26 protein-coding genes, 1 tRNA gene and 1 riboswitch are annotated in these 23736 nt (G+C 71.2%); of the genes, 9 read left to right on the top strand and 18 right to left on the bottom strand.

The features are described from left to right. Window positions 1-88: 88 nt before the first annotated feature. Window positions 89-889, bottom strand: a complete 801-nt coding sequence (locus PZB77_RS20245) for an ABC-2 family transporter protein (RefSeq protein ID WP_275494027.1) — start codon at window positions 887-889, stop codon at window positions 89-91. Between the two features lie 233 nt (window positions 890-1122). Between PZB77_RS20245 and PZB77_RS20240 the strand changes: the two genes are divergently transcribed. Beyond that, window positions 1123-3627 carry a transglycosylase domain-containing protein gene (locus PZB77_RS20240; RefSeq protein ID WP_275494026.1) on the top strand — a complete coding sequence of 835 codons (2505 nt, stop codon included), beginning with the start codon at window positions 1123-1125 and terminating at the stop codon, window positions 3625-3627. Between the two features lie 108 nt (window positions 3628-3735). On the opposite strand, the gene PZB77_RS20235 is transcribed toward PZB77_RS20240, so the two are convergent. From PZB77_RS20235 to PZB77_RS20225, 3 genes are all read right to left on the bottom strand, one after another. After that, the gene (locus PZB77_RS20235) at window positions 3736-4056 is read right to left on the bottom strand and encodes a multidrug efflux SMR transporter (protein ID WP_275494025.1); all 321 of its coding nucleotides are present in this window, start codon (window positions 4054-4056) and stop codon (window positions 3736-3738) included. Between the two features lie 39 nt (window positions 4057-4095). Next, a riboswitch (guanidine-III (ykkC-III) riboswitch) is annotated at window positions 4096-4161 on the bottom strand. A gap of 53 nt (window positions 4162-4214) precedes the next feature. Further along, complete coding sequence (locus PZB77_RS20230; RefSeq protein WP_275494024.1) at window positions 4215-4556, bottom strand: co-chaperone GroES; 342 nt, start codon at window positions 4554-4556, stop codon at window positions 4215-4217. Window positions 4557-4696: 140 nt separating this feature from the next. Continuing rightward, window positions 4697-5032: a DUF3618 domain-containing protein gene (locus PZB77_RS20225; protein ID WP_275494023.1), complete on the bottom strand. Its 336-nt coding sequence runs from the start codon at window positions 5030-5032 to the stop codon at window positions 4697-4699. A gap of 128 nt (window positions 5033-5160) precedes the next feature. Between PZB77_RS20225 and bcp the strand changes: the two genes are divergently transcribed. The 3 genes from bcp to PZB77_RS20210 all read left to right on the top strand — a co-directional run bounded on the left by bcp (window position 5161) and on the right by PZB77_RS20210 (window position 7715). Beyond that, on the top strand, window positions 5161-5628 hold the full coding sequence (gene bcp / locus PZB77_RS20220; RefSeq protein WP_275494022.1) for a thioredoxin-dependent thiol peroxidase: 468 nt from the start codon (window positions 5161-5163) through the stop codon (window positions 5626-5628). A 151-nt stretch (window positions 5629-5779) separates the two neighbouring features. Next, complete coding sequence (gene proP, locus PZB77_RS20215) at window positions 5780-7276, top strand: glycine betaine/L-proline transporter ProP (RefSeq protein ID WP_275494021.1); 1497 nt, start codon at window positions 5780-5782, stop codon at window positions 7274-7276. Window positions 7277-7631: 355 nt separating this feature from the next. Next, window positions 7632-7715 (top strand) — tRNA-Leu (locus PZB77_RS20210). Between the two features lie 83 nt (window positions 7716-7798). Here the strand turns inward: PZB77_RS20210 and rdgB are convergent. From rdgB to PZB77_RS20190, 4 genes are all read right to left on the bottom strand, one after another. Continuing rightward, a complete protein-coding gene (gene rdgB, locus PZB77_RS20205) occupies window positions 7799-8401 on the bottom strand; it encodes an RdgB/HAM1 family non-canonical purine NTP pyrophosphatase (protein WP_275494020.1) in 603 nt (200 codons plus the stop codon). A gap of 42 nt (window positions 8402-8443) precedes the next feature. Continuing rightward, complete coding sequence (locus tag PZB77_RS20200) at window positions 8444-8836, bottom strand: hypothetical protein (RefSeq protein ID WP_275494019.1); 393 nt, start codon at window positions 8834-8836, stop codon at window positions 8444-8446. A gap of 138 nt (window positions 8837-8974) precedes the next feature. Then, window positions 8975-9712 carry a ribonuclease PH gene (rph, locus tag PZB77_RS20195; protein ID WP_275494018.1) on the bottom strand — a complete coding sequence of 246 codons (738 nt, stop codon included), beginning with the start codon at window positions 9710-9712 and terminating at the stop codon, window positions 8975-8977. A gap of 266 nt (window positions 9713-9978) precedes the next feature. Then, a complete protein-coding gene (locus PZB77_RS20190; protein WP_266704842.1) occupies window positions 9979-10212 on the bottom strand; it encodes a PTS glucose/sucrose transporter subunit IIB in 234 nt (77 codons plus the stop codon). Window positions 10213-10427: 215 nt separating this feature from the next. On the opposite strand from PZB77_RS20190, the gene PZB77_RS20185 reads away from it, so the two are divergent. Together PZB77_RS20185 and PZB77_RS20180 are read left to right on the top strand one after the other, a co-directional pair. Then, window positions 10428-11687, top strand: coding sequence for a PTS transporter subunit EIIC (locus PZB77_RS20185; RefSeq protein ID WP_275494017.1), 1260 nt, complete (start codon window positions 10428-10430; stop codon window positions 11685-11687). Window positions 11688-11814: 127 nt separating this feature from the next. Next, entirely contained in the window at window positions 11815-12729 is a 915-nt protein-coding gene (locus PZB77_RS20180; protein ID WP_275494016.1) for a hypothetical protein, read from the top strand. Between the two features lie 60 nt (window positions 12730-12789). On the opposite strand, the gene PZB77_RS20175 is transcribed toward PZB77_RS20180, so the two are convergent. Continuing rightward, a complete protein-coding gene (locus PZB77_RS20175; protein WP_275494015.1) occupies window positions 12790-13542 on the bottom strand; it encodes an MBL fold metallo-hydrolase in 753 nt (250 codons plus the stop codon). Window positions 13543-13773: 231 nt separating this feature from the next. On the opposite strand from PZB77_RS20175, the gene PZB77_RS20170 reads away from it, so the two are divergent. Then, window positions 13774-14286: a type II toxin-antitoxin system PemK/MazF family toxin gene (locus PZB77_RS20170; protein WP_275494014.1), complete on the top strand. Its 513-nt coding sequence runs from the start codon at window positions 13774-13776 to the stop codon at window positions 14284-14286. Between the two features lie 157 nt (window positions 14287-14443). Here PZB77_RS20170 and PZB77_RS20165 read toward each other — a convergent pair whose 3' ends face one another. From PZB77_RS20165 to PZB77_RS20140, 6 genes are all read right to left on the bottom strand, one after another. Next, the gene (locus PZB77_RS20165; RefSeq protein WP_275494013.1) at window positions 14444-15394 is read right to left on the bottom strand and encodes a cysteine synthase; all 951 of its coding nucleotides are present in this window, start codon (window positions 15392-15394) and stop codon (window positions 14444-14446) included. Continuing rightward, the gene (locus tag PZB77_RS20160) at window positions 15394-15672 is read right to left on the bottom strand and encodes a MoaD family protein (RefSeq protein WP_275494012.1); all 279 of its coding nucleotides are present in this window, start codon (window positions 15670-15672) and stop codon (window positions 15394-15396) included. Before PZB77_RS20160 ends, PZB77_RS20165 begins: the two co-directional genes overlap by 1 nt. 93 nt (window positions 15673-15765) lie before the next feature. Continuing rightward, window positions 15766-15894 carry a putative leader peptide gene (locus tag PZB77_RS20155; RefSeq protein WP_275496295.1) on the bottom strand — a complete coding sequence of 43 codons (129 nt, stop codon included), beginning with the start codon at window positions 15892-15894 and terminating at the stop codon, window positions 15766-15768. A gap of 167 nt (window positions 15895-16061) precedes the next feature. Next, window positions 16062-16484: a M67 family metallopeptidase gene (locus PZB77_RS20150; protein ID WP_275496140.1), complete on the bottom strand. Its 423-nt coding sequence runs from the start codon at window positions 16482-16484 to the stop codon at window positions 16062-16064. A gap of 182 nt (window positions 16485-16666) precedes the next feature. Then, window positions 16667-17302, bottom strand: coding sequence for a response regulator transcription factor (locus tag PZB77_RS20145; protein ID WP_275494011.1), 636 nt, complete (start codon window positions 17300-17302; stop codon window positions 16667-16669). Beyond that, entirely contained in the window at window positions 17299-18519 is a 1221-nt protein-coding gene (locus PZB77_RS20140; RefSeq protein WP_275494010.1) for a sensor histidine kinase, read from the bottom strand. The genes PZB77_RS20145 and PZB77_RS20140 overlap by 4 nt, the downstream gene beginning before the upstream one ends. Before the next feature lie 173 nt (window positions 18520-18692). Between PZB77_RS20140 and PZB77_RS20135 the strand changes: the two genes are divergently transcribed. After that, window positions 18693-19781: an ABC transporter permease gene (locus PZB77_RS20135; RefSeq protein WP_275494009.1), complete on the top strand. Its 1089-nt coding sequence runs from the start codon at window positions 18693-18695 to the stop codon at window positions 19779-19781. Then, window positions 19778-20461 carry an ABC transporter ATP-binding protein gene (locus PZB77_RS20130; protein ID WP_275494008.1) on the top strand — a complete coding sequence of 228 codons (684 nt, stop codon included), beginning with the start codon at window positions 19778-19780 and terminating at the stop codon, window positions 20459-20461. The genes PZB77_RS20135 and PZB77_RS20130 overlap by 4 nt, the downstream gene beginning before the upstream one ends. Window positions 20462-20877: 416 nt before the next feature. Here PZB77_RS20130 and PZB77_RS20125 read toward each other — a convergent pair whose 3' ends face one another. The 3 genes from PZB77_RS20125 to clpS all read right to left on the bottom strand — a co-directional run bounded on the left by PZB77_RS20125 (window position 20878) and on the right by clpS (window position 23666). Further along, complete coding sequence (locus PZB77_RS20125) at window positions 20878-22308, bottom strand: amino acid permease (protein ID WP_275494007.1); 1431 nt, start codon at window positions 22306-22308, stop codon at window positions 20878-20880. Window positions 22309-22617: 309 nt separating this feature from the next. Next, window positions 22618-23265 carry a DUF2017 domain-containing protein gene (locus PZB77_RS20120; protein WP_275494006.1) on the bottom strand — a complete coding sequence of 216 codons (648 nt, stop codon included), beginning with the start codon at window positions 23263-23265 and terminating at the stop codon, window positions 22618-22620. An 83-nt stretch (window positions 23266-23348) separates the two neighbouring features. Continuing rightward, window positions 23349-23666, bottom strand: a complete 318-nt coding sequence (gene clpS / locus PZB77_RS20115; RefSeq protein ID WP_266704862.1) for an ATP-dependent Clp protease adapter ClpS — start codon at window positions 23664-23666, stop codon at window positions 23349-23351. Between the last annotated feature and the right edge of the window lie 70 nt (window positions 23667-23736).

Here is a 23736-nt window from a genome sequence, read left to right as displayed (position 1 = left end):
GACGGGCCGGGAGGGCGCGTCGGCCGGCCCCGTCTCCGTTCCCGTGCGCGCGTCCCCGTCGGCTCCTGAGCCGCCCGTGAGCACCGTGTCAGCCACCCTGCACCACCACTTTCCTCACCGCGACCGCCTGGAGCATCCGGCCCGCCAGCAGCAGCGCCACCGCCCACCCGGCCTGGAAGGCGAACGCCCCCACCAGGCTCCGGCCGGTGCGCTCGCCGAGGAAGACGTCGGCGGGCACCTGGAGGAACGCCGACCACGGCAGCGCCCGCGCCACCTCGCCGAGCAGCCCGGGAAACAGGTTGAGCGGGAGCAGCAGGCCCGAGAAGAACAGCCCCGCCAGCCAGCACATCTGCACCACCCCCGCGCCGTCCAGGAGCCAGAACGCGGCGAGCGCCACCAGGAAGCGGATCGCGAAGCTGACCACCACCCCGAGCACCACGGCCAGCAGGAACGCGAGCCACCGCCCCGGGGAGGTGGGCACGACCAGGTCGAAGGCGACCGCACCGACCGCCATCGGCACGATGCCGCGCCCCAGGAAGTGGAAGGCGGCCCGGCCGAGGTCGCCGGCCAGCCACCAGAGCTGGAGGTCGGCCGGACGGTACAGGTCGACCGCGATGTCGCCGCTGCGGATCCGCTCCATCAGCTCGTCCTCGAAGCCGCCGCCCATCATCGAACACGTCATCAGCAGCCCCTGGCCCAGCCAGACGTAGGTCAGCGCCTGCGCGGTGTCGTACCCGCCGAGATCGGGCCGCTCCGCCCACAGCGCGGTGTAGGTGTACGCGACGATGAAACCGAAGACCGTGTTGGTGAAGATCCCCGCGACCGTCGCCATCCGGTAGGTGGCATGCCGGCGGAACCCGCCCGCCGCCACCACGGCATAGACCCGCACGTCTCCCCCTGCGTTCCGCCCGCCGCCAGGACCGGGCCCGGGACGGGGTTTCCCCCGTCGGCACCAAAGCGCACGAGCCTAGTCCGGTCCTTCCGCACCGGGCGACCTCTTTCAGGGGGCGTACGCGGCATTCGGCAGGGCGTACGGGGTCACGCGCAGGTGCGTTCCGATGGTTATCGGCACGAAAAGGGCAGTATGAGGGCACTGTCCGCGGCCGAGGAGTCTCCACCGACATGAGCGACGAGCCACAGCGCTGGGCCCCCCGGGACCCCTCCGGCCGGGCGAACGCCTCCGCCGGGACAGGAGAGGGAGGAGAGGGGAAGGGCGCGGGAGAGGGTGCGGCCCCGCAGGACGGCGGCGCGAGGGACGAAGGCGCGAAGGACGGCGGCGCTGAGGAGCGCACGGGCCGTGCGAAACGCCCCCGCAGGAAGGGCTGGCGCCGTCTCGTCCCGACCTGGCGGATGGTCCTCGGCGCCGTCCTGCTCGTCGCCGTCCTGCTCGTGGGCGGGTTCATCGCCGGATACCAGCTCGTCGACATCCCCGCCGCGAACTCCAGCGCCACCGCCCAGAGCAACGTCTACCTCTACCGCGACGGTGCCGTCATCGCCCGGGACGGCGACGTCAACCGGGAGAACGTCCGGCTCGCGCAGGTCCCGGAGGAGGTCCAGCACGCGGTCCTCGCCGCCGAGGACCGCAACTTCTACTCCGAGCGCGCCGTCGACGTCAGCGCGATGTTCCGCGCTGCCTGGAACACCGTCACCGGCAAGGGGCGCCAGGGCGGTTCGACCATCACCCAGCAGTACGTCAAGAACTACTACCTCGGCCAGGAGCAGACGGTCGTCCGCAAGGCCAAGGAGTTCTTCATCGCGATCAAGCTGGACCGCGAGCAGACCAAGGACCAGATCTTCGAGGGGTACCTCAACACCAGCTACTTCGGCCGCAACGCCTACGGCATCCAGGCCGCCGCCCAGGCGTACTACGGCAAGGACGTCGGGGACGTCGACGTCGCCGAAGGCGCGTACCTCGCCTCGCTCCTCAACGCCCCCAGCGCCTACGACGTCGTCGCCCACCCCGAGAACGAGCCGGCCGTCCTCGCCCGCTGGGAGTACGTGCTCGACGGGATGGTCAAGGAGGAGTGGCTCGGCGCCCCGGCACGCGCGGCCCTCACCTTCCCGCCGCCGGAGAAGGCGAAGACCGCCACCGGCCTCTCCGGGCAGCGCGGCTACCTCGTCAACGCCGTCAAGGAGTACCTCACCGGCCACGGCGTCGTCGACGAGGAGACCCTCGCCACCGGCGGCTACCGGATCACCACCACCCTGGAGAAGGAGAAGCAGGACGCCTTCGTGGAAGCCGTCGAGGAGAACGTGACCTCCCGGACCGACGACGACCGTGAAGCCGACCGCAACGTCCGCGTCGGCGGCGCCTCCATCGACACCGGCACCGGCAGGGTCGTCGCCCTGTACGGCGGCATCGACTACACCCGGCAGTACGTCAACAACGCGACCCGGCGCGACTACCAGGTCGGCTCCACCTTCAAGCCGTTCGTCTTCACCTCCGCCGTCGCCAACGGCTCCACCACCCAGGACGGCCGCCGCATCACCCCCCGCACCCGCTACGACGGCACCAACGAGCGTCCCGTCCAGGGACGCCAGGGCGACACCGGGTACGCGCCCGCCAACGAGGACGACGTCAGCTACGGCGACATCACCGTCCGCGAGGCCACCGACAAGTCGGTCAACGCGGTGTACGCGCAGATGGCGCAGGACGTCGGCCCCGAAAAGGTCGAGGAGACCGCGATCGACCTGGGCATCCCCGAGGACACCCCCGACCTGTCGGCCTCCCCGTCCATCGCGCTCGGCCCGGCCACCGCCAGCGTGCTCGACATGGCCGAGGCGTACGCGACCCTCGCCAACCACGGGCGGCACGGCACCTACAGCCTCGTCGAGAAGGTCACCAAGGACGGCCGTAACCTCGCCCTCCCCAGCCGCACCACCCGGCAGGCCGTCAGCCGTCAGGCCGCCGACACCACCACCTCGATCCTGCGGAGCGTCGTGGAGGGCGGCACGGGAACGGCCGCGCAGGGTGCCGGCCGCCCCGCAGCCGGGAAGACCGGCACCGCCGAGGAGGACAAGGCCGCCTGGTTCGCCGGCTACACCCCCGACCTCGCGACCGTCGTCGCCGTCATGGGACAGGACCCGGAGACCGGCACGCAGGAATCCCTCTACGGGGCGCTCGGCCAGTCCCGCATCAACGGCGGCGGGGCCCCCGCCGAGACCTGGGCCGACTACACCGCCGCCGCCCTCGAAGGCTCCGAGGTGCGGGAGTTCGACCTGGACGTGGTGGAGGGCAGCGAGGAGTCCGAGGAACCCACCGACGAGGAGACGGAGACCGGCGACGACCCCGACTCCCCCTCGGACACCCCGAGCGGCGACACCCCCACGACCCCTGCCGGCACCGCCCCGGCCACCCCCGGCCCGACCGGTACCGGCGCGGGCGGCACCACCGGCACGGGCCCCACCGGCGGGGGCGGCAGCAACGGAGGCGGGAACGGGGGTGCCACGACCGGCGGAACGGCGAACGGCGGCGACGGGAACGCGAACGGTGGCGCCGCCGACGCCGGTGCCGCCGACGGCGGCGGGAACGGTGCCACCGGAGAGACCGGCGGTACGGGAGGCGCTCCGGGCCGCGGCCTCGTCGAAGGCGCCCGGGGCCCGGCCTTCCCCTTCACCTGGCGATGACACCGGGTACGGGAGGGACTGACACCGGGTACGGGACGGAGACCGCTCACCCGGCCCCGGGGCAGCACGCCCGGCCGAGGGGACGGCCCGCCCGGCCCGGAAGGGGTCTCAGTGACCCGACGTCGCCTTCAGCCCCACCACGGCGACCAGCAACAGGCAGACGAAGAAGATCCGCGCGGCGGTCACCGGCTCGTGGAGCACCACCATCCCGAGCACCGCCGCGCCGGCGGCCCCGATCCCCACCCACACGCCGTACGCCGTACCGATGGGCAGCGTCCTCGCCGCCTGCGCCAGCAACAGCATGCTGGCCACGATCCCGAGGACGGTGAACACGCTCGGCCACAGCCGGGTGAACCCCTCCGCGTACTTCATACCGATCGACCAGCCCACTTCGAGCAGTCCTGCGATGATGAGAAGAACCCAGGCCATGACGGCCACCTCCGACGACGGACACACGGAACAACACGGAATGCGTCGTCTTTGCCAGCCCGGTACGGCGCGTCTCGTCGGGTCGTTCCACCGTAGCAACAAACGCCGGGGAGCCCGGTGACGACCGTCACCGGGCTCCCCGGACGCACGCCACGCGGCTACAGGTAGAGCCCCGTCGAATCGACCGAGCCCTCGAACCGGTCGGCCGCCACCGCGTGCAGATCGCGCTCCCGCATCAGTACGTACGCCACGCTCCGCACCTCGACCTCGGCGCGGTCCTCGGGGTCGTACAGCACCCGGTCCCCGGGCTCGACCGTCCGCACGTTCTGGCCCACGGCCACCACCCTCGCCCAGGCCAGCCGGCGGCCCACCGCCGCCGTCGCCGGAATGAGGATGCCGCCGCCGGACCGGCGCTCGCCCTCGGGCGAATCGGACCGGACCAGCACACGGTCGTGCAGCATGCGGATGGGCAGCTTGTCGTCCTGGGTGTTGTCGCTCACGCCCCGCAACCTACCCGCCGGGCCACCGCCCGCACGTCGTAGGGGTACGTCGACCCGCTTCCGCGCCGCGCCGCGTATCCTCCCCGCGCCGTCGGAGCGGCGAGGCGGCCGGGCGGCCCGCTCCGGGGCCGCCGCGCCGGCTACCTCCGGCGCCGGCCGCTCTTGCCGCGCCGGGTCGACACGGCCAGCAGACCGACCACGCCGACCGCGAGCAGCGCCACCGGCACCACCCGCTCCAGCCGGGGCGAACCGTCCGGCGACACGAACCGCGCCTTCACGTCCGAGACCGAACGGTTCACCGCCACGTACGCGCGGCCCGCCGTGCGGTCCACCTTCTCGGCGACCATGGCCTTCGCGTCACCGATGATCGTCTTCGGGTGCACCCGCACCCCGATCTCGTCGAGGACCACCGCCAGCTGCTTGCGCCTGCTGATGATGTCCGCCTCGATCTGCGCAGGGGTCCTCGTATCCGACACTGCGCCGCCTCCGTGGTCGTCGTCCGGTAAACCTTCATCGACAGTCTGTCAGCTCGACCGCCCGCACACCCGGCGGCACCCCTATTACGCTCGGTCGCGTACACCCCACGCGCCACCCGAGGAGAACCATGAGCGAGCGCCTGCAGCCCGGTGACACCGCCCCCGCCTTCACCCTTCCGGATGCCGACGGCAAGGACGTGTCCCTCGCGGACCACAAGGGCCGCAAGGTGATCGTCTACTTCTACCCCAAGGCCCTTACCCCCGGCTGCACCAAGCAGGCGTGCGACTTCACCGACAACCTGGACCTGCTCGCGGGCGCCGGATACGACGTCATCGGCGTCTCCCCCGACAAGCCGGAGCGGCTCGCGAAGTTCCGCGAGGAGGAGAACCTCAAGGTCACCCTGGTCGGCGACCCGTCCAAGGAGGTCCTCGCCGCCTACGGCGCCTACGGCGAGAAGCAGAACTACGGCAAAACGGTGAAGGGGGTCATCCGGTCGACCTTCGTCGTCGACGAAGAGGGCGCCATCGAACACGCCCTCTACAACGTCCGCGCGACCGGCCACGTCGCGAAGATCATCAAGGACCTCGGGATCTGACGGCGGCCGGGGCCACCGCTATCCGCAGGAAACAGCAGGAACCTGTCACGATGTTGTGAGGGACCTCGCAAACGCCCCCCATCCGGTTTGCGACCGCCATGACCGCACAGAAGCCCTTCTCTGGAACCATCCCCGAGGAAAGGACCCGGCCATGGCGGCCACCGACCCCCACCGGGCGGCCGACCCCGACGCGGTCAAGCGCCACCCCACGCTCTTCCGGGCGATCCGCAAACGTCAGAACCCAAGACTCCGCCGCACCGACATCACCGTCACCGACGACCGAGCCGTCAAGCGCGCGGTGAAGGCGGCCTCCCTCGGCAACGCCATGGAGTGGTTCGACTTCGGGATCTACTCCTACCTCGCCGTCACCCTCGGACACGTCTTCTTCCCGTCCGGGAACGACACCACCCAGCTGCTCTCCTCCTTCGCCACCTTCGCCGTCGCCTTCCTCGTCCGGCCGCTCGGAGGCATGTTCTTCGGCCCGATGGGCGACCGGATCGGCCGCAAGAAGATCCTCGCCCTCACGATGATCATGATGGCGGTCGGCACCTTCGCCATCGGCCTCATCCCCTCGCACGACACGATCGGCATGTGGGCACCCGGCCTGCTGATCTTCTTCCGCATGCTCCAGGGCTTCTCCACCGGCGGCGAGTACGGCGGCGCCTCCACCTTCATCGCCGAGTACGCGCCCGACAAGCGCCGCGGCTTCTTCGGCAGCTTCCTGGAGTTCGGCACCCTGGCCGGATACGTCGGCGCCGCCGGCCTCGTCACCGCGCTCTACGCGCTCCTCGACACCGGCCAGATGGAGAGCTGGGGCTGGCGCATCCCCTTCCTCGTCGCCGGCCCCCTCGGACTGGTCGGCCTCTACCTCCGGCTGCGCCTCGACGAGACCCCCGCCTTCCAGAAGCTGGAGGGGGCCACCGCCCTCGCCCCGGAAGCGGCCGACGGAGTCGAGACCACCACCAAGGGCGACCTCGCCAAGATCTTCCGCACCTACTGGCCGACGCTGATCCTCTGCATCTGCCTGGTCGGCGCGTACAACATCGCCGACTACATGCTGCTCTCGTACATGCCGACGTACCTCTCCGACGAGCTCGGCTACAGCGAGACCCACGGGCTGCTGATCCTGCTGGTGGTGATGGTCTTCCTCATGCTGATCATCAGCCAGGTCGGCAAGCTCTCCGACCGCTTCGGCCGCAAGCCGCTGCTGATGGCGGGCATGCTCGGCTTCCTGGTGCTCTCGCTGCCGTCGTTCCTGCTGATCCGGCAGGGCAGCATCCCGGCCATCGTCGCCGGCATGCTGATGCTGGGCCTCTCCCTGGTCTGCATGCTCGGCACCATGTCCGCCGCCCTCCCGGCGCTCTTCCCCACGAACGTCCGGTACGGCTCCCTCTCCGTCGGCTACAACCTCTCCGCGTCGATCTTCGGCGGCACGACCCCGCTGGTCATCACCGCCCTGATCAGCTGGAGCGGTACGAACCTGATGCCGGCGTACTACGCGATGGCCGCCGCACTGGTCGGCGTGATCTCCGTGGCCTGCATGAAGGAGACCGCCCAGAAGCCGCTCGACGGCTCCCCGCCCTCGGTGGAGACACCGGAGGAAGCGGCGGAACTGGTCCACGCGCAGAGCCCGGACCCGAAGTTCTGACACCTCGGGTCCCGGTCTCCCCGCCTCTGCGGCCGCCTCGGCTCCCCGCGCCCCGTTCCCCCCACTGACCGGTCCGTACCGCTGCACGGCACCCGCCGAAGTGGTACGGACCGTTCCGCATCGCGCCGCGTTCCGGACGGGACACCCCGTCTCCGCCCGAGAACGGCGGATCACCCTTCTCATCGGTCACCTCAGTGGGGACCGGCTGGACAACCGGGCAGAGAATCCGCGCCCTCTCCGCCCGACCCTCCATGCGCCGACCGCCGCATGGTGCCGCGGGAGAACCGGCAGCAACCGTCGGCACATCGGCAGCACTGTACCCCCAGTCGGCCTGTGGTTACCATGTCCTTCGCGAGCGGCCGTGTCGGAACTGGAAGACGACCTGGTTTTAGATGCCAGTGAGAGAAATCTCGTGTGGGTTCGAATCCCATCGGCCGCACTGACTTACGAATCCAAGGCTCGACCGGTGATCGCAGCCGGTCGGGCCTTCGGTGTTCCAGGGCGGCCGGGCATCGTCCGGTCTCAGCCCACCAACTCCCGCACCACCGGTGCCAGCGCCCGGAACGCCTTGCCGCGGTGGCTGATGGCGTTCTTCTCCGCCGGGGTGAGTTCCGCGCAGGTACGGGTCTCACCGTCGGGCTGGAGGATCGGGTCGTAGCCGAAACCGTGGGTGCCCGCGGGCGCGAAGCGCAGCGTGCCGGGCATGCGGCCTTCGACGACGCGTTCCGTACCGTCCGGGAGGGCGAGGGCGGCGGCGCAGGCGAAGTGGGCGGCGCGGTGCGGGGCGTCGATGTCGCCGAGCTGGGCGAGGAGCAGGTCGAGGTTGGCCCGGTCGTCACCGTGCTTTCCGGCCCAGCGGGCGGAGAAGATGCCGGGGGCGCCGCCGAGGACGTCGACGCAGAGGCCCGAGTCGTCGGCGATGGCCGGGTGGCCGGTGGCCTGCGCGAGGGCGTGGGCCTTCAGGAGGGCGTTCTCGGCGAAGGTGACGCCGGTTTCCCTGACGTCGGGGATCTCGGGGTACGCGTCCGCGCCGACGAGTTCGTGGCTGAGGCCGGCGTCGGCGAGGATCGCGTGGAGTTCGGTGATTTTCCCGGCGTTGCGGGTGGCGAGGATCAGGCGGGTCATGGATCGATTGTCGCCCCTGTCCGTCGGGGGACGGTCTTCGGCTCAGGGTGAGCAGACCTTGCCGATCTCTCCGGCGGCCTCGGTGACCGGGCTGAGGTCGGGGGTGGCGTCGCCCGCTTCGATGGAGGCGCGGACCTGGGTGACTCCGGCCCGCAGGTCGTCGACGGCCTTGCCGAGGTCGGCGTTGTCGGTGGTGTCCTGGAGGTTGCCGAGTTCCTGGTCGATCTGGTCGAGGGACTCGGAGGCCTGGGTCACGTCGCCGGAGGCGTTGGAGACGGCCTGCTGGAGGTTGCCGACGCTGGTGGCGATGGCGTCGGCGGTGCGGACGCAGTCGAGGGCCTTGTCGACGGCGCCACATCCGACTGCCGCGCTCAGGGTGAGTGCTACGGCGGTGACGGCGAGTGCGGTGCGGTGGTGGCGGTGGCGCAGAGCCATGGTGCGGTCCCTCCCGGGGGGCGTCACATGGACGGTTCGTCACATGGACGGGCGCACGGTTCGACCCGTGCGCCCGTACGTGTGACGACGCTCCGCGGTGCGTACTTGGTTGCTTCTTTACCCGGGGGAAGGCAGTTGTTACGCGCCGAGGGCGCGGGCGAGCGCGTCGTTCTGGAAGGCGGCGAGATCGACGCAGCCGGCGGTGGCGAGATCGAGGAGGGCGTTGAGTTCCTCGCGGTCGAAGGGCGCGGCTTCGGCGGTGCCCTGGACTTCGATGAAGCGGCCGTCGCCGGTGCAGACGACGTTCATGTCGGTCTCGGCGCGGACGTCCTCTTCGTAGCGGAGGTCGAGGAGGGGGGTGCCGTCGACGATGCCGACGCTGACCGCGGAGACGGTGCCGGTGAGGGGCTTGCGGCCGGCCTTGACGATCTTCTTGCCCTGGGCCCAGGTGATGGCGTCGGCGAGGGCGACGTAGGCGCCGGTGATGGCGGCGGTGCGGGTGCCTCCGTCGGCCTGGAGGACGTCGCAGTCGAGGACGATGGTGGTTTCGCCGAGGGCCTTGTAGTCGATGACGGCGCGCAGCGAGCGGCCGATCAGCCGGCTGATCTCGTGGGTGCGTCCGCCGATCTTGCCGCGGACGGATTCGCGGTCGCCGCGGGTGTTGGTGGCGCGGGGGAGCATGGAGTACTCGGCGGTGACCCAGCCTTCGCCGCTGCCCTTGCGCCAGCGCGGTACGCCTTCGGTGACGGAGGCGGTGCAGAGGACTTTGGTGTCGCCGAAGGAGACGAGTACGGAGCCTTCGGCGTGCTTGCTCCATCCCCGTTCGATGGTGACGGGGCGGAGCTGGTCGGGGGTGCGGCCGTCGATACGAGACATGGCGTCGACTTTATCCGCTGGCGGGGCCGGGTCCGTTCGGGTGCGGTGCGGCGCCGTTCGGGTGCGGTCGCGGCGTGGCGTACGGGCGGTGCGGGCCTCGGGGCGGGAGGAGGAGGCCCGGAGGACGCGGGGCCAAGGGCCGCCGGGAGGCCGGTGGGGTTCCCGGGGGCCGGGGCGGGCCGCCGGGTGCGGGCCCGAAGGGGCCGGCACCCGGCGGGCGCGCGGGGTGACAGGGATGCTGTCAGCCGGTCACGGCGCCGGCACCGTCACATCATGTCTTCGATGTCGGCGGCGATGGGGTCGGCGTCGGTGCCGATGACGACCTGGATCGCGGTGCCCATCTTCACGACGCCGTGGGCTCCGGCGGCTTTGAGGGCGGCCTCGTCGACCTTGCTGGGGTCGTGGACCTCGGTGCGGAGGCGGGTGATGCAGCCTTCGACCTCGTCGATGTTCTCGATCCCGCCGAGCCCGGCGACGATCTTCTCAGCCTTGCTGGCCATGTCGTTCTCCCTGTCGCAGCGTGCGGACCCACCGCGGGTCCGCCTTGTCACGCTAACGCACGGTTGGCCCAACTTCGCGGGCGCCCGGTAGGACCATCCCCAAAGATGACGATCACCGGCGCTCTGCCTTGCGGGGAGGGCTCCGACCGTCCGTCGTGACTGGCCCGAGCCGGGTGCGACGTCCGCCGCACGTGACGTGTTCCGGGAGGATGCCGATGAGTACGACCGCGGCTGCGGTTCCGCAGCCAAAGTGGTGGAACGGTCCGGTTTCGGGCCTGCAGAAGATCGGCCGGAGCCTCCAGCTTCCGGTGGCCGTGCTTCCTGCGGCAGGGCTTCTGGTCAGCCTCGGCAACCTGCTCGACTCGTACCTGCACGGGGACTTCTGGAACAAGGTCTCCAAGGTCCTGCTCAACGGCGGCAACGCGATCCTGGACGGTACGGTCGGCCTGCCGCTGCTCTTCTGCATCGGTGTGGCGATCGGTTTCGCGAGGAAGGCGGACGGTTCGACCGCGTTGGCGGCGGTGGTCGGCTTCCTGGTGTACCGGGGGGTGCTGGCGGCCTTCCCGGTGGACGACACGATCACGGAGGCGACGCCGGACGGCGTTCCGCAGAACCCGGGCGTGCTCGGCGGCATCCTCATCGGCCTGCTCACCGCGGTGGTCTGGCAGCGGTACCACCGCACGAAGCTGGTGGACTGGCTGGGGTTCTTCAACGGACGCCGGCTGGTGCCGATCCTGATGGCGTTCCTCTGCGTCATCCTCGGTGTGATCTTCGGTCTGCTGTGGCAGCCGGTCGGTGACGCGCTGACCTGGTTCGCCAAGCAGCTGATCGATCTCGGCGCGTGGGGTGCGGCCATCTTCGGTTTCGCCAACCGCTTGCTGATCCCGATCGGCATGCACCAGTTCCTGAACACCTTCTTCTGGTTCCAGGCCGGCGACTTCACGGACCCCGACGGCCACACGGTCCAGGGCGACATCTCGCGCTTCTTCGCGGAGGACCCGTCGGCGGGCCAGTTCACCTCGGGCTTCTTCCCGATCATGATGTTCGGTCTGCCGGCGGCGGCGCTGGCCATCGCGCACACCGCGCGGCCGGAGCGGCGCAAGGAGGTGTCGGGGCTGATGCTGTCGGTCGCCCTCACCTCGTTCGTGACGGGTGTGACGGAGCCGCTGGAGTTCTCGTTCATGTTCGTCGCGCCGCTGCTGTACGGCGTCCACGCGATCCTGACCGGTGTGTCGATGGGCGTCACCTGGGCGCTCGGGGTGCATGCGGGCTTCAGTTTCTCGGCCGGTCTGATCGACCTCGTCGTCAACTGGCATCTGGATACGAAGCCATGGCTGCTCATCCCGATCGGACTCTGTTTCGCGGTGATCTACTACGTGGTCTTCCGGTTCGCGATCACCAAGTTCAATCTCCAGACGCCCGGGCGGGAGCCCGAGGAGGTGGAGAAGGCCATCGAGCGGGACATGACGAAGTAGTGGCGCCCCGCCCTCCCGGGAGCCCCCGGACCGTGCCGGGTCCGGGGGCTCCCGGGCGCTCTCCTCCGCGCCCCTCCTCCCTCGCACCCGACACGCCTTTTGTCCGCTTTGCACCTAGGCTCGTCCCATGACCTCTCCTTCCGGGACGCCCCGCATCCTCGATCTCGACCGTGCGGCTCTCGCCGCCCTGCGGGGCCGGGAGCTGACCGCTTCGGTGGCGGCGGCGGAAGGGCGGACGATGGTCGCCGAGGTGTTCGCGGACCGGGCCGCGCTGGTGGCCCGCCCCGGCGACGACGGGGTGCACAACGCGGAGTTGATGGCGGCCTTCGGCGCCGACATCGTCATCCTGAACATGATCGAGCGCGCCTGGGACGGGGAGCGCCTGGTGCTTCCGGGGCTCGGGTCGTTCGCCTCGGTCGCCGCCCTGGCGGAGTGCGTGGGGCGGCCGGTCGGCATCAACCTGGAGCCGGGGGACGTGCCGGAGATCCGGCGGGCGGAGCCGGAGTTCGCGAAGCGGCTGGTCGGGATGGGGGCGGCGATGCTCTGCCTGACGGCGAATCCGGGGACCGGGGGTTCGTACGAAGGGCTGGCGCGGGTGACCGAGCGGCTGCGGAACGGGCTCGGCGACGAGGTCGCCCTGTGGAGCGGCAAGATGCACCACGCCGGCCACCCCGAGCGGGTGACCCCGGGGCGGTTGACGGCGCTGGTGGAGGCGGGGGCGGACGGGGTGGTGCTGCCGTTGCCGGGGACGATGCCGGGGGTGACGAAGGAGCTGGCGGCCGAGGCGGTGGCGGCGGTGCAGGACGCCGGGGCGGTGGTGATGGGGGCGATCGGTACGAGCCAGGAGGGCGCGCACATCGACGTGGTGCCCCAACTTGCCCTGAACGCGAAGGAGATCGGGGTGGACGCCCATCACATCGGGGACGCGTTCCTGCCGGGGATGGGCGATCCGGAGCTGCTGTACGCGTACTCGGTGGCGATCCGCGGGCGCCGGCACACGTGGAACCGGATGGCGCTGGGCGGCCGGGGCAGCAGGACCTGACCGTCCGCGCCCGTCGCGCTGCGGCTCTCCGCGGCCCGGCCGCCGCCGGGCCGGGGCCGTTCAGATCTCGTACACGGCGCCCGGTACGGCGAGTTCCACGGGGCCGGCGTAGACCTCGCGGGCGTCCTCGATGTTGCGTTCGGCGTCGGTCCACGGCGGGATGTGGGTGAGCACCAGCCGTCCGGCTCGGGCCCGGGAGGCGCACTCGCCGGCTTCGCGGCCGTTGAGGTGGAGGTCCGGAATGTCTTCCTTGCCGTGGATGAACGATGCTTCACAGAGGAAGAGGTCGGCGTCCTCGGCGAGTTCGTCCAGGGCTTCGCAGGCGCCGGTGTCGCCGGAGTAGGCGAGGGAGCGGCCGCCGTGCTCGATCCGGATGCCGAAGGTGTCCACGGGGTGGCAGAGCTTCTCCGTGCGGACCGTGAAGGGGCCGATCTCGAACCAGCCCGGCTTGAGCGTGCGGAAGTCGAAGACCTCGCTCATGGCCCGGTCGGAGGGGGTGTCGGCGTGGGCGGTGGTCAGCCGTGACTCGGTGCCCTCGGGTCCGTAGACGGGGAGGAGGGCGGGGCGGGTGCCGTCGTTCGGGTAGTAGCGCACCACGAAGTAGGCGCACATGTCGATGCAGTGATCGGCGTGCAGGTGGCTGAGGAAGACGGCGTCGAGGTCGTAGAGACCGACGTGACGCTGCAACTCGCCGAGGGCGCCGTTGCCCATGTCGAGGAGCAGCCGGAAGCCGTCGGCCTCTACGAGGTAGCTCGAGCAGGCCGATCCCGCGGACGGGAAGGAGCCGGAGCAGCCGACGACGGTGAGCTTCATGGAACGTGAACCTCCGAGACGTGGGAGCGGGGAGGGTTCGTGCGGTTCGTTCGGTTCGTCGAGCGTAAGGCGCGAATCTCCGGGTCGCTCCTTCGTGGATGGCCGTTGTGGGGGAACTCACCTGTGCTGTCACCGGTTCGATGGAAGCGGGGGCCTGGTCCGTGTGTCCGTTCGTACGGGGGTGGTGCCGGGGCACTCCGGTGGCGGGGCGCGCGCCGGTACGGTCGGGGGATGGAAACGTACTGGTGGGTGATCCTGGCGGTGCTGGTCGTCCTGGCGCTGGTGGCGTCGGTGGTGGACGGGCGGGGGCGGAGCGGTGCGCGGCGCCGGGGCGGCGAGGGGGGTCCGGGGCGTCGGCCGGGTGGCCGGACGCGGCCGCCGGGCCGTCCTTCGGGCCGTCCGGCCGAGAAGCCGGCGCGGGGCGGCGGGGCGGGGCGGTCCCCGGAGCCGGGGGAGATCTGGTGGGCCGAGGTGCCGTACGAGGACGGGCCGGGGTCGAAGGACCGGCCGTGCCTGGTGCTGTCGGTGCGGGACGGCAGCGCGGTCGTCGCGAAGATCACCAGCAAGCACCACGAGGAGCGGCCGGGGGTGATCGCCCTTCCGGACGGCACGGTGGGGGACGCCCGGGGGCGGCGGAGCTTCCTGGAGACGGACGAACTGCGCGAGGTCGCAGCGGACGCCTTCCGGCGGCGGGTCGGCCGGGTCGACGCGGAGATATGGGGACGGGTGCGGCACTTGGGGTGAGGCGGGCCGCGATCGGCGCGGGCCTCCGGGTGACCCGGACACGGCCCGGAGCGGCGCGGACCCCGGCCGGCGCGGGTTTTCGGAGGGTCCGGACATGCCGCACGCCGGCGCCCCGGGGTGCGGGCGTCGGCGTGCGGCGGGTCGGGCTTCGGGCCGGTCAGGCCCAGAGCTGGCCGTGCAGGGTCTCGATGGCGGCTTCCGTGGTGGGAGCGGTGTAGACGCCGGTCGAGAGGTACTTCCAGCCGCCGTCGGCGACGACGAAGACGATGTCCGCCCTCTCGCCCGCCTTGACGGCCTTCTGGCCGACGCCGATGGCCGCGTGGAGGGCGGCACCGGTGGAGACGCCGGCGAAGATGCCTTCCTGCTGGAGGAGTTCGCGGGTGCGGGCGACCGCGTCGGCGGAGCCGACGGAGTAGCGGGTGGTGAGCACCGCGGCGTCGTACAGCTCGGGCACGAAGCCCTCGTCGAGGTTGCGGAGCCCGTAGACGATGTCGTCGTAGCGGGGTTCGGCTGCGACGATCTTGACGTCGGGCTTCTCCTCGCGGAGGTAGCGGCCGACGCCCATGAGGGTGCCGGTGGTGCCGAGGCCCGCGACGAAGTGGGTGACGGACGGGAGGTCGGCGAGGATCTCGGGTCCGGTGGTGGCGTAGTGGGCGCCCGCGTTGTCGGGGTTGCCGTACTGGTAGAGCATCACCCAGTCCGGGTGTTCCGCGGCGAGCTCCTTGGCGACCCGGACGGCGGTGTTGGAGCCGCCGGCCGCCGGCGAGGGAACGATCTCGGCGCCCCACATGGCGAGCAGGTCGCGCCGTTCCCGGGAGGTGTTCTCCGGCATGACGCAGACGATGCGGTAGCCCTTGAGCTTGGCCGCCATGGCGAGCGAGATGCCGGTGTTGCCGCTGGTCGGCTCCAGGATGGTGCAGCCGGGCCGCAGGCGCCCGTCCTTCTCCGCCTGCTCGACCATGTGGAGCGCGGGGCGGTCCTTGATCGAGCCGGTGGGGTTGCGGTCCTCCAGCTTGGCCCAGATCCGGACGTCGTCGGAGGGCGAGAGCCTCGGGAGGCGGACCAGGGGCGTGTTGCCCACGGCCGCCAGCGCGGAGTCGTACCGCATCAGCGCATGCCGCCGGCGACGGCCGGGAGGATGGTGACGTTGTCGCCGTCGTTGAGTTCGGTGCTGATGCCGTCGAGGAAGCGGACGTCCTCGTCGTTGAGGTAGACGTTCACGAACCGGCGGAGCTGTTCGCCGTCGACGATGCGCTCCCGGATGCCGTTGTGGCGGCTCTCCAGGTCGTTGAAGAGGTCGGCGAGGGTCTTGCCATTGCCTTCGACCGCCTTGGCGCCGTCGGTGTAGGTGCGAAGGATGGTCGGGATGCGGACCTCGATGGCCATGGCGTGGGCTCCTGTCGGAAGCGGGGTGGCGTGGCGCGCGTTTCAGCACCCGCGCGGGTGGTGGTACGGAGGTGGGGGCGCTCGGGCCGCGACTCAGGCCGTACGCCCGGCGGGCATGCTGCAATCGGGACAGATCGCACTCGCAAGCCTGCACAGGTCGACGTGCAGCCGCGCGACGAGCGGTGTGCCCGGCGTCATTTCGCTCACGTCATGGGAAACCATGGGCTCATCGTATCGATTCCCGTTCGGAAAACCCGAGTGTGATCTCACATCGCGGAACGGGACCGCTCACCATACGGACCTGGGCGGCGTCCGGGCCGCCGCCCCCGGACGCACGGAGGCGGCGGGGCCGGTGGGCCCCGCCGCCTCGGTGGTCGTGGTCCGCCGTCTCAGTACGCCGCGACGACCTCCACGTCCTCCTCGGTGATCACGCCGTCCACGATGCGGTACGAACGGAACTGGAAGGGGCCCGCGCCGTCGGCGTCGGCGGTGGAGACGAGGACGTAGTGGGCCTCCGGCTCGTTGGCGTACGTCACGTCGGTGCGGGAGGGGTAGGCCTCGGTCGCGGTGTGCGAGTGGTAGACGACGACCGGCTCCTCGTCGCGGTCGTCCATCTCGCGGTAGAGCTTGAGGAGGTCGCCCGAGTCGAACTCGTAGAAGGTGGGCGAGCGGGCGGCGTTGAGCATCGGGATGAAGCGCTCGGCACGGCCCGTGCCGGCCGGGCCCGCGACCACGCCGCACGCCTCGTCGGGGTGGTCGGCGCGGGCGTGCGCGACGATGCGGTCGTACAGGGCCTGGGTGAGGGTCAGCATGGCGCCCAGGATAAGCACGGCCTTGAGGACCCCAGGAACAGCCGTCAGCGTCGAGCCGTTGATCTTGGGCCCGGGGGCCGTCGCCCATGCGCCACCGCCCTCAGACCTCATCTCCCGTTGTGTCCCCCCGACGAGCCGGAGCGCGGTCGCGGTAGGGCGAACTCACCGACCGGCGTATCGGGTCAGCGCCGGATGAGTCCCAGGTCGGTGGCGGTGGCGACGGCGGCGGTGCGGGAGTCGACGTCGAGTTTGGTGTAGACACGGGCGAGGTGCGACTTGACGGTGCCTTCGGTCAAGTGGAGGCGGTTGCCGATGGCTTGGTTGGACAGGCCGTCGGCGACCAGGGCGAGGACTTCGCTCTCGCGCCGGGTCAGGGCGGTGCCCGGTGTGCGGAGCCGGTTCATCAGCCGGTCGGCGACTGTGGGCGCCAGTGTGGTGCGCCCGGCGGCCGCGGTCCGTACGGCGGCCGCCAGGTCCTCGGGCGGGGCGTCTTTGAGGAGGTAGCCGGTGGCGCCGGCTTCGATGGCGGGCAGGGTGTCGGCGTCGGAGTCGTAGGTGGTGACGATCAGTACGCGGGGGGCTCCGGAGCGGGCGGTGATCTGGGCGGTGGCTTCGGCGCCGCCCATGCCCTTGCCGAACTGCAGGTCCATGAGCACGACGTCGATGCCGCCCTCGGCGGCGCGGGCGACGGCGTCCTCGGCGGTGGCGGCTTCGGCGGTGACGACGAAACCGGGTTCGGTTTCCAGCACTGCGCGCAGTCCGGCCCGTACGACGGGGTGGTCGTCGGCCAGGAGCAGGCGGATGGGGGTGTCGGTCACGGGCGGGCCTCGGGTTCGTTCTCGGCTGGCGGGGTGAGGGGCAGCTGGGCGGCCAGGGCGGTGCCGCGGCCGGGGGTGGATTCGACGGTGAGGGTGCCGCCGAGGGACCGGGCGCGGGCGCGCATGGTGGCCACGCCGAATCCGCCGGTCTCGGGGTCGGGAGCGGGCAGGCGCTGGGGGTCGAAGCCGTGTCCGTCGTCGACGACGTCGAGGACGACGTGGTCGCCGAGGTAGCTGAGCGTGACGTCAGCGGTGACTGCTTCGGCGTGGCGGACCGTGTTGGCGAGGGCGGACTGGGCGATGCGCAGCAGCGCGACCTCGTGCGGGGTGGCGAGCGGGGCGGGCTCGCCGGTGAGGTGGAAGCGTGCGGTAAGGCGGTGGCGGGCCGAGGTGGTGGTGCACAGGCGTTCCAGGGCGTCGGCCAGGGTGATGCCCTCCAGGGTGGGCGGGGTGAGGGCGGCGATGAAGCGGCGGGCCTCGGCGAGGTTGTCGACGGCGGCCTGCCGGGCCTGGTCGACGTAGCGGGCGGCGTTCTGCGGAGACTCGGGCAGGGCGCGTTCTGCGGCGCGCAGCAGCAGCTGGATGCTGGTCAGGCCCTGGGCGAGGGTGTCGTGGATCTCGCGGGCCAGGCGGTCGCGTTCGGCGAGCACCCCGGCGGTGTGCTGGGCGGCTGCCAGGTCGGCGCGGGTGGCGGTGAGTTCCTCGATCAGGCGTCGGCGGTGTTCGCTCTCCCGGTACAGGGCCTGATATCCCCACACCACCGCGACCGCGACGGCGGCGCCGAGGGCGGGGCCGATGGCCATGGCGGGGTGGAAAGACTGCTGGTGGGCGGCGAAGCCCGCGACGGCCGCGGCAGTGGTGGCGGCCACGACGGCCAGTCCGGCGCGGCGTGGCAGCAGGTGCAGCTGGAGGAAGTACAGCGGGAAGGCCACCCACACGGCGTCTGCGGACAGTGCGAGCAGCACCAGCCAGCAGGCGCCCACGGCGGCCAGCCACAGTGCGGCGGCACCTCGCGAGCGCCGTACGGCCGGCAGTACGGGCCCGGCCGCATACATCAGGCCGCACGCGGCCGACGTGGCGACGATCCAACCGGCATGGGGCCCTTCGTCGGTCACGGCCCGGCCGGCTGCCCATGCGAGCAGGCCGATGACCAGCAGGTGCAGGCACCAGGCCAGGGGCCGGGTGGTGGGGGTCAGGGCGGGAGCAGCGGTTTTCACAGTGCGTTCCAGGTTACGGAGCCTGCGACTGCGGGGCCTCCGTCGAAAGTGAGAACTCGCGTGCCGTCTTTCGGCCCGCCAGGTGCCATCCTGCGCCGGACGCGCACACGGGGAACCGGCGGCGACGGTGGAGTCATACCCGATTCCGCCGCTGGAAAGGACAGTCCAAGGCCGTGTTCGTCGCCTGGAGAGACCTGAAATTCGCCAAGGGGCGCTTCGCCCTGATGGGGACCGTCATCGTGCTGATCACCCTGCTGGTCGGGCTGCTGTCCGGGCTGACGGCCGGACTGGGGCGGCAGAACGTCTCCGCGATCACCGGCCTGCCCGCCGACAAGATCGCCTTCCAGGCACCCGGCGGGGGGCAGGACCCGTCGTACTCCACCTCAACCGTCACCCGGCAGCAGTGGCAGCAGTGGTCCACGGCACCCGGTGTCGAGAGCGCGGAGCCGCTGGGGATCACCACGACCATCGCCACCGCGGGGGACAAGAGCACCGGGGTCTCGGCCTTCGGCGTCGAGCCCGGCTCACGCCTCGCCCCGGACAGCGACAAGATCACCGGCAGCGCGGTGGTGGTGTCCACCACCGCGGCCGACGACCTCGGCGTGAAGCCCGGCGATTCCCTCACCCTGGCAGGCCGTCAGCTGAAGGTGGCCGCCGTTCAGGGCGACGCCCATTTCAGCCACACCCCGGTGATCTGGACCAGCCTGGACACCTGGCGGACGACCGCCCCGCCCACCGGCGCCGACGGCGGTCCGACCGCGACCGTCATCGCCCTGAACACCAGCTCGAAGGCCGACACGGCCGCCACCGACCAGCGGGCCGGCACCACGACGCTCGCCACCGACGACTCGCTGTCCGCAATCGGCTCCTACACCTCCGAAAACGGCTCCCTGCAACTGATGCGCGGCTTCCTGTTCGCCATCTCCGCCCTGGTCATCGGAGCCTTCTTCACCGTCTGGACCATCCAGCGCAGCGGCGACGTCGCCGTCCTCAAGGCGCTGGGCGCCTCCACCGTCAACCTGCTCGAGGACGCCCTCGGCCAGGCCGTCGTCCTGCTCGTCAGCGGCACCCTGATCGGCACCGGCATCGCCGCCGCCCTCGGCGCCCTGGTGTCCGGCTCCGCCGTGCCGTTCCTCCTGACCCCCGCCACCGTCCTGGTCCCGGCCCTCGTGATCATCGTCCTCGGCGCGCTCGGCGCCGCCCTTTCCATCCGCCGCATCACCTCCGTCGACCCGCTGACCGCCCTCGGGAGCGTCCGATGAGCCTGGCCCTGACCGACATCACCCTCACGTACCCCGACGGCGACACCCGCCTGACCGCCCTCGACCAGGTCAGCCTGGCAGTCCCCAAAGGCAGCCTGAGCGCCGTGGTGGGCCCCTCCGGCTCCGGCAAGTCCAGCCTCCTCGCGGTCGCCGCCACCCTCGTCACCCCCGACACCGGTACCGTCACCATCGACGGCCAGGACACCACCGGCCTCACCCGCGGCGAACTGACCGAACTGCGCCGCCACAAGGTCGGCATCGTCTTCCAGCAGCCGAACCTGCTGCCCTCCCTCACCGCCGCCGAGCAACTCCAGGTCATGGCCCGGATCGTCGGCCGCAAACCCCGCTCCGCACGCGACCGTGCGATGGAACTCCTCGACGCCGTCGGCCTCGCCGACCGGGCCGGCCGTCGCCCCCACCAGCTCTCCGGCGGCCAGCGCCAGCGCATCAACATCGCCCGCGCCCTGATGAACACGCCCACCGTCCTGTTGGTCGACGAACCCACCAGCGCCCTCGACCACGAACGCGGCGCCGCTGTCCTCGACCTCATCACCCGCCTCACCCACCAGCAGGCCACCGCCACCGTCCTGGTCACCCACGACCGCACCCACCTCACCGCCGTCGACCAGATCGTTGAAGTCCACGACGGACGCCTGCGCCACCCGGCGGTGAACCGGTAGGACACGCAGCCCCGTACGTACCGGCCGCACACGCAGCTCCGCGGGCCTGCGGCGGCGAAGAGAACGCCACGATGCCGACCGGGTACGACCGTCCTCTGCCGGACCCGCCGGACACCCCCGACTAGCCGGCCACCTGTGCTGGACGGCCACGATCAAGTGCTTGGCGCTCATGGCTGTTCCTTCGGTCCCCAAGGCCGAAGCAGCCGGGGCCCGGCCCACCGAGGTGCGGTGGGCCGGGACCCGGCCGGCCGCCGGGGCCGTTGGGGCGGCCGGGCGGTCCGTGGGAGAGGTGGTCGGAGGCGCGACGGGAGGGGTGGGTGCCGTCGCGGGCCGGGGGCGGGGGATGCGGGGAGCGCCCGGGCCGGTGGTGGCCGGCGGGTGGCGGTCGGCGGCCGCGCCGGGGCCGGAGAGGCCGGTCAGCGTTTGGCGAAGGCCGCGTTCTGCGGGTCGCGCGACTTCAGCACCAGGTAGGCGACGCCGAGGACGAGCGCCCAGAAGGGGGCGCAGTAGAGGGAGATCCGGGCGTCCTCGTCGACGGCCATCATCACGATGACCATGCCGATGAAGGCGAGCGCGAAGACGCCGGTGTACGGGGAGCCGGGGGTGCGGAAGGTGGACCGGGGCAGCTCGCCGCGGTCGGCGCGGGCGCGGTAGCGGAGCTGGCAGACCAGGATCATGATCCACGCCCACATGCCGGAGATGGTGGCGAAGGAGACGACGTAGGTGAATGCCTTGCCGGGCCACTGGTAGTTGATCCAGACGCCGACCAGCATCAGCGCGGCGGAGAAGGTGGTGCCGATGAGCGGGGTGCCGCTGCGGGTGAGCCGGGTGAAGGCGCGGGGGCCCTGGCCGTTGAGGGCGAGGTCGCGGAGCATGCGTCCGGTGGAGTACATGCCGGAGTTGCAGGAGGAGAGCGCGGCGGTGAGGACGACGAAGTTGACGATGCCCGCGCCGATGCCGAGGCCCATCTTCTCGAAGGCGGCGACGAACGGGGAGACGTCGGGCTGGAACTCGGTCCACGGCACCACCGACAGGATCATGATCAGCGCGCCGACGTAGAAGACGGCGATGCGCCACGGCACGGTGTTGATCGCCTTGGGCAGGACGGTCTTCGGGTCCTTGGACTCCCCCGCGGTGACGCCGACCAGCTCGACGGCGAGGAAGGCGAACATCACGATCTGCAGGGTCGTCAGGGTGCCGCTGATCCCGTGCGGGAAGAAGCCGCCGTCCGACCAGAGGTGGGTGACGGAGGCGGTGTCACCGGCGTCGGAGAAGCCCAGGGTGAGGATTCCGGCGCAGATGAGGATCATGCCGACGATGGCGGTCACCTTGACCATCGAGAACCAGAATTCGAGCTCGCCGAAGAGCTTCACGGAGATGAGGTTGACGCCGTACAGAATGAGGGTGAAGAACAGCGCCGAGACCCACTGCGGAATGTCGAACCAATAGGTCATGTACTGGGCGCCGGCGGTGACTTCAGTGATTCCGGTGACGACCCAGAAGAGCCAGTAGGTCCAGCCGGTGACGAAGCCGGCGAAGGGGCCGACGAATTCGCGTGCGTATTCCGAGAAGGAGCCCGACACCGGCCTGTACATGAGGAGTTCGCCGAGGGCGCGCATGATGAGGAAGATGACCAGCCCCGCGAGGGCGTAGGCCAGGACGAGGCTGGGTCCGGCCTTGGCGATGGCCTTGCCGGCGCCGAGGAAGAGGCCGGTGCCGATGGCCCCGCCGATCGCGATCATCTGGATCTGGCGGGAGCCCAGCGCGCGCTGGTACCCCTCGCCGTTCCCGTGGGCGTCCGCGGCGTCCCGGCCGGGTTGCCCGCTGTCGATCTCTGCGGATGTCATGGTGCTGCGCCTTTCTCCACGTCGGTCCGCGGCCGTGTGGGGCCGCGGGCCGTGTCCTGTTCCCCCCGGAATTGGATGGAGTACCGCCGGCGGTCGGCCGACGGGGAGCGTCCCCCCGGAAACAGGGATGGTGCCCCGGTGGTCGTGAAGATCTATCACGGCCGCGCCGGGGCACCGCCGGACATTCTGTGGCGCAGCGCACAGGAAAAAGCGGACAAGGGTTTCCGGTGACCGCAAAAACGGCCGTCCGGGTGACGGGATCGTTATACGGATTTGAGCGTCTTCTGAGCCGCCCGTGCCGTGGGGCCTTTACGGCATCAGCGTTTCGACCAGCGTTTCCTGGAGTGCCCCGAGCCAGAGGTAGGCGAGCACCATCGGCTTGCGCGGGTCGCTGTCGGGGAGCCCGTAGAGGGAGCCTTCCCCGGCCTGGGCCGGGTCCTCGTCGGCGACCTCCAGCCGGGCGCCGATGGTCAGGCGGAGGTCGTTGAGGGTGCCGAGCCACTGACGGGACTCGTCGGCGGTGAGGCGGAGTTCGCCGCCGCCACCGCCCTCCCGGTCCTCGCGCTCTCCGCGCTCTCCGCGTTCCTCGTCGGGTCCGCCGTTCGCCCCCGCGGAGAGGGCGTCGAGGGAGCGGACGACGGCGAGGGCGTCCTCGCGCTTGCGGGTGCGCAGGTCGATCTCGGTGAAGCGGCGGAATTCGGAGGACGCCTCGCGCAGTTCCTTGTCGCCGTCGCCGTAGGCGTCGGGGAAGAGACGGGCCAGGGCGGGGTCGGTGGGCGGCTCGCTGGGGCCCTCGGCGAAGAGCGCGGCGAGGGGGTCGGAGCCCTCGGCGGCTTCGTCGCCCGGGCCGACGAGTTCCAGCAGCTGGACGGCGAGGGAGCGCAGGATGGAGATCTCCACCTCGTCGAGCGCGACGGTCGCGCCGCCGTCGGGGGTGGCCTCGAAGTGGCCGGCCATGGGGTCTCCGATGGTGGGTGGGGCGGGGAATCGGGCGGGGAGGCGGGCGGGTCCGGCGGTGGACGGGCCGGGGTACGGCGGGGTCAGTTGCGGTCCTGGGTGAGGGTGGCCCAGAGGCCGTAGCCGTGCATCGCCTGGACGTCGCGCTCCATCTCCTCGCGGCTTCCGCTGGAGACGACGGCGCGGCCCTTGTGGTGCACGTCGAGCATGAGCTTGTGGGCCTTGTCCTTGGAGTAGCCGAAGTACGCCTGGAAGACGTACGTCACATAGCTCATGAGGTTGACCGGGTCGTTGTGCACCAGCGTCACCCAGGGGACGTCGGGCTCGGGGACGGCGAAGGTCTCCTCGGCCGACTCGGGACGTTCGATCTCTACGGGGGAAGCGACGCTCACCCCTCCCATGCTGCCACTCCACGGGTCGCCGCGCACGAACGGACTCCCCATTTCGTCACTCTGACGAGATGTGGAGTAG

This window comes from Streptomyces sp. AM 2-1-1 (assembly GCF_029167645.1).
Classification (GTDB): Bacteria; Actinomycetota; Actinomycetes; order Streptomycetales; family Streptomycetaceae; genus Streptomyces.
The sequence above is the reverse complement of the archived record's forward strand: the minus strand, read 5'-3'. Positions and strand labels throughout refer to the sequence as shown.